The sequence below is a fragment of the Flavobacterium sp. genome (assembly GCF_021151785.1).
Lineage (GTDB): Bacteria > Bacteroidota > Bacteroidia > Flavobacteriales > Flavobacteriaceae > Flavobacterium.
Genome location: NZ_JAGKWP010000079.1, coordinates 1 through 10581, shown reverse-complemented (window position 1 = coordinate 10581; position 10581 = coordinate 1). Strand labels below are relative to the sequence as shown.

Below are 10581 nucleotides of genomic sequence, written 5' to 3'. Positions count from 1 at the left end.
TAACTATCTATTGGTAATTTTAACCTAATAAATTAGATTTTTTTGTAAAAAAGTAATGTTAAAATATTTTATTGGTAATTCTTCTAATTTTTCACCTTAAGTATTCAAACGAAATTAATTATTTCATAAATTTAAGAAATTTAAAAACAACTTTTAATTCTTAATTCATGAAAAGTGTAATTTTAATTCGTCATGCCAAGTCAAGTTGGGATTTTCCTTTGAGCGATATAGATAGACCTCTTGCAAAGCGAGGCATACAAGATGCGCTGCTAATTTCAAATCATATTAGTGCTTTTTTACCACCAAAGTTTATTGTTTGGAGCAGTGTTGCGAGAAGAGCAAGGGAAACCTCTTATATTTTTGCTCAAAATTTACTAATTCCAATGGAAAGCATTATCTTTAGGGAGGATTTATATACCTTTGATGTTAAGGAATTAGCTCAAACTATTCAATCGTGTAAAGACTGTTTTGAGAATATTATTCTTTTTGGACATAATGAAGCGATTACTAAATTTGTAAATATGTTTGGAGATAAACCTATTGATAATGTTCCGACTTCCGGTGTTGTTCAAATTAAATTTTTAAATGAACATTGGAAAGATATTACCAAGGGAACTACTAAAGAGGTGCTTTTCCCTAAACAATTAAGAGCCTATAATAAAGATGAATACATACATTGATAGAGAAAAAAGTTGGTTAGCTTTTAACGCAAGAGTATTACAAGAAGCAGCAGATCAAAGTGTACCCTTGCTAGATCGATTACGATTTTTAGGTATTTTTTCAAATAATTTAGATGAATTTTTCCGAGTTCGATATGCTGCTATTCGTAGAATGAGTCATGAAGGTGTGGAAACCAAACATATATTAGGTTCCATCACAGCAGAACAATTGTTGAAAGACATCACTGAAATTGTTATTGAACAACAATCAGAGAGTTTGCGAATTTTAAATGACATTGAAAAAAAGTTAGAGAAGGAAGGGATTTTTATCATTAATGAAAAACAAATTAATAAAGAACAAAAAACGTTTATTAAAGAATTTTTTCATCAAAAAGTTAGTCCTGCCTTAGTCACTATTATGTTAAATGATTTGACTGAGTTTCCTTTGATTAAAGATACTTCAGGTTATTTAGCAGTTAAATTAGTAATGAAACCAACATCTGGTAATGTCATTTCTAAGTTCTTATCTGCTAAAGAGGTACGATATGCCATTGTAGAAATTCCTAAAACAATTAATCGTTTTGTGGTTTTACCTTCCTCTAATGAAAAGCAATATATTATTTTGCTCGATGATGTCATTCGTTATAACTTGCATAGTATTTTTAATATTTTCGAGTATGAGAGTATAGCGGCTCATATGATTAAAATAACACGTGATGCTCAGTTAGAATTTGATAGTGATTTAAGTAAAAGTTTTATAGAAAAAATTTCTGATAGTGTTAAGGAAAGAAGAGTAGGTGAGCCAGTTCGTTTTGTATATGATCAATCAATTGAGAAAGATACTTTAGAGTTTTTTTTAACTCGAATGAAGATTGATAGTACAGATTCTATTATTCCTGGAGGTAGATATCATAATAGACGTGATTATATGGATTTTCCTAATCTAGGACGTTATGATTTATTGCAAAAACAAAATGTACCTCTTACAATTCCAGGATTAAGTCTAGAAGGAAGTATGTTAAAAAGTATCAGCGAAAAAGATTATTTATTGCACACTCCATATCAATCTTTTTCCTATGTCATTCGGTTTTTAAGAGAGGCTGCTTTAGATCCTCATGTACAATCAATTAGTATTACTTTGTATCGTTTAGCTAGCAATTCTCAAATTGTAAGTTCATTAATTAATGCAGCTAAAAATGGTAAAAAAGTAGTGGTTCAAATTGAGTTACAAGCTCGTTTTGATGAAGCCAGTAATATTTCTTATGCTCAGCAAATGCAAGAAGAAGGAGTTCATTTAATTTTTGGAGTAAAAGGATTAAAAGTGCATAGTAAATTATGTGTAGTTGAACGTTTGGAGAATGATGTAGTTAAACGTTATGGTTTTATTTCTACTGGGAATTTCAATGAAAATTCAGCTCGTGTTTATACTGATGTAACTTTATTTACTAGTGACAATAGAATTTTAAAAGACGCTTCTAAAGTATTTGATTTTTTTGAAGTGAATTACAGAGTTCATCGTTATAAACATTTGATTGTTTCTCCTCATTACACAAGAAGTAGATTTGTAAAATTGATTGATAGAGAAATAAAAAATGCTAAAGAAGCGAAAGTAGCTTTTATTAAATTAAAAATGAATAGTTTATCGGATTATAAAATGATTGATAAACTATATGAAGCGAGTCAGGCAGGTGTTAAAATACAATTGGTTATAAGAGGAATATGTTGTTTGATTCCAGGAGTTGTTGGTTTAAGTGAAAACATTGAAGCCATTAGCATAGTTGATCATTATTTAGAGCATTCTAGGATCTATATTTTTGCCAATGATGGCAATCCTGAAGTGTTTATCTCATCAGCAGATTTTATGACTAGAAATATAGATGCTCGTGTGGAAGTTACTTGTCCTATTTATGATAATGATATCAAACAAAATTTAATAGATTCCTTTGAAATAAATTGGAAGGCTAATGTGAAAGCACGTTTACATTCACAACATTTTGAAAATAAGTACAGAAAAGGTGGTGAAGAGAAAATTTTCCGGGCTCAACAAGAAATGTACAAATATTATAAAAATAAAATTGAAGTAATTTCAGAAACCATATAACTATTCATGATTCAAATAAAAAAATATGCAGCCATTGATATTGGTTCTAATGCTATGAGGCTGTTAATAACTAATATTGTAGAACAAAAAGATAAAGAAGCACAATTTAATAAAAGTGCTTTAATTCGAGTTCCTATTCGTTTAGGGCAAGATGCTTTCACAGTTGGGGAAATTTCAGGGGAAAATATTGAACGTATGGTCGATGCTATGAAGGCTTTTAAATTGTTAATGAAAGTTTATAAGGTAGAAAAGTATATGGCTTGTGCTACTTCTGCTATGCGAGAAGCATATAATGGTAAAGAAGTTACAGAAATCATTAAGAAAAAAGCAGATATTAAAATTGACATTATTGATGGGAAAAAAGAAGCTGCCATCATAGCTTCATCGGATTTACATCAATTTATCAAAACGAATGAAAACTACTTATATGTGGATGTAGGCGGTGGTAGTACTGAGTTTTCTTTGTTTTCAAATGGTAAAATGGTGGTTTCTAAGTCATTTAAAAATGGAACGGTTCGTCTATTAAATAATATGGTTAATGATGTTGTTTGGCAGGAAATTGAAAAGTGGATTAAAACAAATACTGAAGGAATTGATGATATTATTTTAATTGGTTCTGGTGGAAATATTAATAAAACATTTAAGTTGTCAGGAAAAGCACAAGAGAAACCACTTTCTTATAAGTATTTGAAAAGTCAATTTGATTATTTGAATTCACTGACTTATGAGCAAAGAATTGCTGAGTTAGGTTTAAATACTGACCGTGCTGATGTAATTATACCTGCGCTAACTATTTATCTAAGAGCTATGCGTTGGAGTGGTGCTAAAAATATTTATGTTCCAAAAATTGGTTTGTCTGATGGTATCGTTAAAGCAATGTATTATCAAATGATATAAAAATAGCCTCAAAAAAGAGGCTATTTCATTATTTAGTATTGTCTTCTACTTCATCATCATACCAATCATCTTCATCTTCATATTCATCATCACTTTCGTCATCTGTATCTTCTATTTCAAAAAATGAAAAAGTTGTTCCGCCATAACTTCTAGAAAAAGCAAAATGATCTAAATGTTCTAGTTTCGTATCTTTTGAATGTTCAATAATTAGCATACCTATATCTTCAAGTAAGTTTCTTTCAAATACCAAGTGCACAATTTTTTCAAAATCTTTTTGTTCTAAGTGATAGGGAGGATCAGCAAAGATAAGGTCATAAGTACTATTGTTTTTTTCTAAAAATTTATAAACGTCACTTTTAATAGTAGTAATGTCAAAATCTAATTCATTTGCTATTTTCTTAATGTAATTTATACAACCAAAATCAGCATCAATGCACAAAATAGGTGCAGCACCTCTTGAAGCAAATTCATAACTAATGTTTCCAGTTCCAGCAAATAAATCTAAAATTTTTAAATCCTGAAAGTTAAAATGGTTATTTAAAATATTGAATAAAGCTTCCTTAGCCATGTCTGTGGTAGGACGAACGGGTAAGCTTTTTGGAGCTTGAAGGCGTTTCCCTTTAAATTTTCCTGAAATAATTCTCATGAATGAAATAAAATAAAATGACGTAAAATAGCTTTTTTATTTACTTGTAGTGTGTTTTGCAAAGCTGTTACATCTAGTATGGTACAATTTCTTATATATCGATAAGCCATTTTGAAATAATCATTATCTTCAGAAATAGCTCCAATAAATTGTATTGGTACTACTTCAGGATTTAATTGTAATTGCTCGTAGGTAAATAATAAGAAATAGATAAAATCTTCTAATGTTTGATATAAAAATGTATTAAATAATAATAATTGTTGATTTTTTGTTACCACAATTTCAAATCTATCTTTTTGGAAATGGACCCAAACTTGTTTAAAATCTTTGTTTTTTGAATAATCTAGTGCTTTTTTGACAAAAATAGAATTACAATTTTTATAATCAAATGAATCGTAATGATCGAGTAAGTAGTTATTTATTGGTGTGTAGGGAATAAAAACATTATTCAACTCATAGGTGTCTAAATAATCATAAGCAAAATAATCTGTTTCAAACACCTTACTGTCATATTGAATGTAACTTCCTAAGTGATTGGGATCAAATAAAGAAGTTGGAACAAAAGTATTTAAATTTGAATTATGTAATACAACAATTTCATCATAACGCTCTGCTAAAATGGGGTTTTCAACAAATACTTTCCATAAGGCTTCTTCTAGCACGTTGTTTGGATCAATGTCATAATGCTTATAATGTAAAACATGCTGCGAAATTAAATCGAAAACACAAAACGAAACCCCTGTAGGAGCCACTTCAAAACTTAATTTTTTGTATGATTTCTGTGTAATATCTAATTCCATGAAATAGGTTTATTGAGCAAATTTACATAAATTTGTGAAAAATCGAGTAGTTGTAGTAAGGGAAAACCAAAAAATACTTTTACATCAATCACTTGTATTATTTACAGACCAAAATCCAAACATGACGCCTTCCCAATTTTATAAAATCCTTATTGAACAATTTCCATTTGAACCCACACTTCAACAACAAATTTTCTATCAAAAAATTACAGAATATTTAATGTTATCAGGTGATGAAGCTATTTTTGTTTTAAAAGGATATGCTGGAACAGGAAAAACAACTTTGATTTCGGTTTTAGTAAATTATTTACATCTAATTGGACAAAAAGCAGTTTTATTGGCTCCTACAGGTAGAGCAGCTAAAGTAATGGCAGGATATGCCGAAAGACAAGCATACACCATACATAAAAGAATCTATTTTCCAAAAAAAAATAAAAATGGAGGCGTAGGGTTTGTCATGCAAGCCAATAAGTTTAAGGATACTGTATTCATAGTTGATGAAGCATCTATGATTTCAGATGCTCAAAATGAAATGAGTCGTTATGAAAATGGTTCATTATTAGACGATTTGTTGTTCTATGTGTATGCCGGACAAAATTGCCGTATTATTTTAGTAGGAGATACGGCCCAGTTACCTCCGGTAAATTCAGTAGTAAGCCCTGCTCTTGAAATAGATTCCTTGTCAATTAACTATCAAAAAGAAATGCATCATATTGAATTAGATGAAGTGATGCGACAATCTGAAAAATCTGGAATTTTATATAATGCTACTGCTTTACGTTCATTACTGAAAAAACAATTTATTGCTGGTTTTGAATTTAAATTAAATCGTTTCAAAGACATTATCCGTTTACAAGACGGCTATGAAATTGAGGATGCCATCCATCAAGCATTTTATAATTTCAGTATAGAAGATACGGCTTTTATTGTTCGTTCTAACAAAAGAGCAAATCAATATAATCAACAAATAAGAGCTAAAATTTTAGGAAAAGAGAACGAATTATCAGCAGGTGATTTATTAATGGTTGTGAAAAATAATTATTTTTGGTTAACAGAAAAATCAGAGGCGGGTTTCATTGCTAATGGCGATATTATTGAAGTTTTAGCCATAAGAAAAATCAAAGAGTTGTATGGTTTTAGATTTGCAGAAGTTACGGTTCGAATGATTGATTACCCTAATCAAGAATCTTTTGATACCGTTTTGTTATTAGATACAATAACTAGTGAATCACCTTCTTTAACCTATGAACAATCCAATCGATTGTATCAAGAAGTTTTATTAGACTATGCAGATGAACCTTATCAATATAAAAAATTACAAAAAGTAAAAGCTAATCCTTATTTTAATGCTCTTCAAGTTAAGTTTTCCTATGCCATTACCTGTCACAAATCTCAGGGTGGTCAATGGCAAACCGTTTTTGTGGAACAACCTTATTTACCCGATGGTGTTGATGTAGAATATATTCGTTGGTTATATACTGCTATTACACGTGCAAAAGATAAATTGTATTTAATAGGATTTAAAGACGAGTTTTTTGAGAATTAATTTCCAAAATCTTATTTTTGTTAAAAATATACTATCATGAAAATCATTGCTGTTATACCTGCTCGTTATGCTTCTACTCGTTTCCCTGCTAAATTAATGCAAGACTTAGGAGGTAAAACAGTTATTTTAAGGACTTATGAAGCGGCTGTGATTTCAGGTTTATTTGATGATGTTTTTGTTGTAACAGATTCTTATATAATTTATGATAATATTGTTTCAAATGGTGGAAATGCAATCATGAGCAAAAAAGAACATGAAAGTGGTAGTGATCGTATTGCCGAAGCAGTAAAACAATTGGATGTAGATATAGTAATTAACGTACAAGGTGATGAACCTTTTATCGATGCTAAACCTTTAGAACAAATTATTGAAGCATTTAAACAAGATAAAGAAAAAAAAATAGATTTAGCTTCTTTAATGTTTGAAATTACGGAAGAAGATGAAATTAATAATCCAAATAATGTTAAGGTGGTTGTAGATCAACAAAATTTTGCTCTATATTTCTCTCGTTCTGTTATTCCTTATCCAAGAGAAAGAAATGTTGGGGTGCGGTACATGAAACATATTGGTATTTATGCATTTAGAAAAGAAGCACTATTAGATTTTTATAAATGGCCTATGTTATCTTTAGAAGCTTCAGAAAAATTAGAACAACTTCGCTATTTAGAGTATGGTAAACGTATTAAAATGATTGAGACCAATCATGGAAGTATAGGTATCGATACTCCTGAAGATTTAGAAAAAGCTAAACAACTTTTAAAAGAGTTAAATCGACGTTAATCTATTGAATTGTTTTTCATTTTGCTTTTGATTTTGTATATTGTAGACCAAGCCAAAATCAATATTGTATATGAAAGCATTTTTAAAAGAAGTATTAGCCCAAACTATTTTAAGAGACAAAAAAACGGTTAATCAAAAAACAAAACATTTTTCTGATTATCAGTTAGCCAAAGCTTATCGAATTTTATTAATTTTAATCAAACGTGCGGGGAAAGATTTTTTTTTAATCACTCTGGGTATCTTTTCTGCTGCTTTTGGATTTAAAGGTTTTCTATTGACCAATGATTTCATTGATGGAGGTGCTACTGGAATTTCTTTATTAATATCAGCAATTACAAAAATACCTTTACCTATATTAATTGTGGTTGTAAATATTCCTTTTGTTTTGATGGGATATAAAGTAGTAAGCAAAAAATTTGCAATAAAAACGGCTGTAGCCATAGCTGGTTTGTCATTAGTTTTAGCTACTGTTTCTTTTCCAAATGTGACCAATGATAATTTATTAGTTGCCATTTTTGGTGGTTTCTTTTTAGGGGCAGGAATCGGTTTTGCGGTTAGGGGAGGTGCCGTAATTGATGGAACTGAGGTATTAGCAATTTATTTAAGTCGGAAATTCGGGACAACTATAGGAGACGTTATTATTGTAATTAATGTAATTATTTTTAGTACTGCGGCTTATTTTTTAGGTATAGAAGTAGCTCTTTACTCCATGATTACATATTTATCAGCTTCCAAAACATTAGACTTTATTGTAGAGGGGATTGATGAATATATTGGAGTTACTATTATTTCTTCAAATAATGAAGAAATAAGACAAATGATTATTGAAAAAATGGGGCGCGGTGTAACTGTGTATAGTGGAAAAAAAGGTTACGGTAAACGTGGTGAAACTAAAGAGACCGATATACTCTATACGGTAGTTACACGATTAGAGTTAAATCGTTTAAATACTGAGATAGAGAAAATTGAACCCAATGCTTTTATTGTGATGAATAGTGTTAAAGATACTAAAGGAGGAATGATAAAAAAACGACCTTTACATTAATCATTGTTTTCATGATCAAAATACCCTTTTGTTTTTACATTATTTGAAAAGAAATTAATAAAAAGAACTAAAAAAGATAAGAAAAACATCGTTTGAATACTTGCTAATACTTTTCCAAATAGACTAACAGGATGATAATCTCCATATCCTAGTGAATTAGAGGTGATTACACTAAAGTAAACAGCATCAAACCAATGTGTAAAGTGTTGATTCATATTGTCACCAAGTGTGTATAAGACAGCAAATGCCGATACAATTTCTACATAATTCAAGAAGAGTAACATCATAGATCGTTTATAAGAACGTGGTCTTGACAACATATCAGAGGCAAATATTAACATAGGAATGTATAAGGCTGTTTCAATTAAAAAATAAATCATAATAACAACAAGAATAATCCTGTTTTGCCATCCATTAATTAAAATAAAATAGGGCAAACTAAGTTTAATTAAAATGTAGACATCCATTGCTAAATCTTGATATTCACGTCCATATTTGTTAGCCATTTGTTTAATGTAAACACCTGGAAACAATAATTGTGAAATAGCTAAAAATAAGCGAAACAATTTTTCAATTCCGTTGTCATCTTGATGATCATTGTTCCATATAGAACGAATATTTAATATTCTTTTTTTTATAGGACTAATTTTTGCAGGTTTTCTATCTCTAGTTGAAATTTTACCTAACAATAATTTTTTAAAAAATGATTTCATATAGGTTATTTTAACAATTAAAGATACTACTTTTAGGTTAATCTAATGATTGAATAACAAATAAATCATTGTATTTTTCAACAGATTTTAAATGTTGAATTTGATAATTTTTATCTTCAAAATGATTTAAAAAATTGGAAATTTTATCTCTTTTGTCAGGTCCACTCCACATCATGTTAAAAATAATATGTCCTTTGTTAGAGAGTCTTTTTTTATAATTGTTAATAAATTTAGATTCAAATAAGAAGTCAGGCATGCTCATGTCTTCAAAAATATCGATAATGATAAGATCAAAATTTTGATCTGAATGAGCGATAAAATGTTGCGCATCATCGATGATACAATTAAAATTTGGGATTTTATTTAATTCAAAATATTTATTTGCTAATCGAATTATATTTGCATCTAGCTCAATACCAGTGATTGGTTGATTACAATTAAAGTCATTGACTAACGTTTTTATCACGCTTCCGCCTGCAACACCCATAACTAGAATGTTTCTCTTCTCTTGAATAATTTTATTGCCTATAAAATTCAATCCTTTCTTCAATACTTTTTCTAAACTACCATAAGAATAATTGGTATTAGTGGTATCTAGTAAATAGTTACCGTTGTATAGAAGTATTTTTAATTCTTTACTTATAATAGATTTTTCAGAATAAACGGTAATAGGATAGAGGTAACTCAGTATTTTTTTTAACATAATCAAAGAAACTAGGTAAATATAAATTAAATTTGCCAACTTATACATAAGAAATGAGACAAAAAATATATCAATTTATATTCTTTACCTTATTAGGTTGGAAACAAGAAGGAACATTCGATAAAAATTTAAAAAAGTGTGTCTTTATAGTAGTACCTCACACCAGTTGGTTTGATTTTTTTATTGGAGTTATGACAAGAGGTGTACTTGGTATTGATATTAATTGGGTGGGTAAAAAAGAATTATTCATTTTTCCTTTAAATTATTATTTTTCATGGATGGGCGGTACACCATTAAATCGACAAAAAAATGAAAATAAGGTAGATTCTATTGCAAAAATATTTGCACAAAAAGACACATTTAGGCTTGCTATTGCTCCAGAAGGAACAAGAAAAAAAGTAACAGAATGGAAAACAGGTTTTTATTATATTGCACAAAAAGCGAATGTTCCTATAGTTCCTGTAGCATTTGATTGGGGGAATAAAAAAATTATAGTGGCTGATCCTTTTCAAATTACAGGTAATTTTGAAACAGATTTAAAATTTTTAGAAAGTAAATTTGAAGGAATTCAAGGGAAAAAGAAAGAATTTAGTTATTCTCCAACGAAAATACTAACAACAAAGTAACTATGAAAGAAAAGGATAAATCTATTCCTAACGATATTAAAGAACAGGATTGGCCTCATTCAGAA

Annotated in this window: 11 protein-coding genes; 7 read left to right on the top strand and 4 right to left on the bottom strand. The window is 29.3% G+C overall.

Annotation, left to right across the window (positions count from 1 at the left end):
* The first annotated feature begins 167 nt into the window (after positions 1 to 167).
* From QZ824_RS08720 to QZ824_RS08710, 3 genes are read left to right on the top strand one after another with little or no spacing between them, the layout of a single operon-like run.
* Positions 168 to 680 carry a histidine phosphatase family protein gene (locus QZ824_RS08720; protein ID WP_291275633.1) on the top strand — a complete coding sequence of 171 codons (513 nt, stop codon included), beginning with the start codon at positions 168 to 170 and terminating at the stop codon, positions 678 to 680.
* Positions 664 to 2760 (top strand): polyphosphate kinase 1, encoded by a 2097-nt coding sequence (ppk1, locus tag QZ824_RS08715; protein WP_291275632.1) that lies wholly within the window; start codon positions 664 to 666, stop codon positions 2758 to 2760. The genes QZ824_RS08720 and ppk1 overlap by 17 nt, the downstream gene beginning before the upstream one ends.
* 6 nt (positions 2761 to 2766) lie before the next feature.
* Positions 2767 to 3657 carry a rod shape-determining protein gene (locus QZ824_RS08710; RefSeq protein ID WP_291275631.1) on the top strand — a complete coding sequence of 297 codons (891 nt, stop codon included), beginning with the start codon at positions 2767 to 2769 and terminating at the stop codon, positions 3655 to 3657.
* A gap of 28 nt (positions 3658 to 3685) precedes the next feature.
* Here QZ824_RS08710 and rsmD read toward each other — a convergent pair whose 3' ends face one another.
* Together rsmD and QZ824_RS08700 are read right to left on the bottom strand one after the other, a co-directional pair.
* Positions 3686 to 4303, bottom strand: a complete 618-nt coding sequence (gene rsmD, locus QZ824_RS08705; RefSeq protein ID WP_291275630.1) for a 16S rRNA (guanine(966)-N(2))-methyltransferase RsmD — start codon at positions 4301 to 4303, stop codon at positions 3686 to 3688.
* Entirely contained in the window at positions 4300 to 5103 is an 804-nt protein-coding gene (locus QZ824_RS08700) for a DUF3822 family protein (protein ID WP_291275629.1), read from the bottom strand. The genes rsmD and QZ824_RS08700 overlap by 4 nt, the downstream gene beginning before the upstream one ends.
* Positions 5104 to 5224: 121 nt before the next feature.
* Between QZ824_RS08700 and QZ824_RS08695 the strand changes: the two genes are divergently transcribed.
* The 3 genes from QZ824_RS08695 to QZ824_RS08685 all read left to right on the top strand — a co-directional run bounded on the left by QZ824_RS08695 (position 5225) and on the right by QZ824_RS08685 (position 8474).
* Positions 5225 to 6649 (top strand): AAA family ATPase, encoded by a 1425-nt coding sequence (locus tag QZ824_RS08695; RefSeq protein ID WP_291275634.1) that lies wholly within the window; start codon positions 5225 to 5227, stop codon positions 6647 to 6649.
* Between the two features lie 36 nt (positions 6650 to 6685).
* On the top strand, positions 6686 to 7429 hold the full coding sequence (kdsB, locus tag QZ824_RS08690) for a 3-deoxy-manno-octulosonate cytidylyltransferase (protein ID WP_291275628.1): 744 nt from the start codon (positions 6686 to 6688) through the stop codon (positions 7427 to 7429).
* Positions 7430 to 7499: 70 nt separating this feature from the next.
* The gene (locus tag QZ824_RS08685; protein WP_291275627.1) at positions 7500 to 8474 is read left to right on the top strand and encodes a YitT family protein; all 975 of its coding nucleotides are present in this window, start codon (positions 7500 to 7502) and stop codon (positions 8472 to 8474) included.
* Here QZ824_RS08685 and QZ824_RS08680 read toward each other — a convergent pair.
* Both QZ824_RS08680 and QZ824_RS08675 read right to left on the bottom strand, forming a co-directional pair.
* Positions 8471 to 9187, bottom strand: a complete 717-nt coding sequence (locus tag QZ824_RS08680) for a potassium channel family protein (protein ID WP_291275626.1) — start codon at positions 9185 to 9187, stop codon at positions 8471 to 8473. The genes QZ824_RS08685 and QZ824_RS08680 overlap by 4 nt on opposite strands.
* Positions 9188 to 9224: 37 nt before the next feature.
* On the bottom strand, positions 9225 to 9890 hold the full coding sequence (locus tag QZ824_RS08675; RefSeq protein ID WP_291275625.1) for a spermidine synthase: 666 nt from the start codon (positions 9888 to 9890) through the stop codon (positions 9225 to 9227).
* Positions 9891 to 9943: 53 nt separating this feature from the next.
* Between QZ824_RS08675 and QZ824_RS08670 the strand changes: the two genes are divergently transcribed.
* Positions 9944 to 10516, top strand: coding sequence for a 1-acyl-sn-glycerol-3-phosphate acyltransferase (locus QZ824_RS08670; RefSeq protein WP_291275624.1), 573 nt, complete (start codon positions 9944 to 9946; stop codon positions 10514 to 10516).
* The last annotated feature ends 65 nt before the right edge of the window (positions 10517 to 10581 follow it).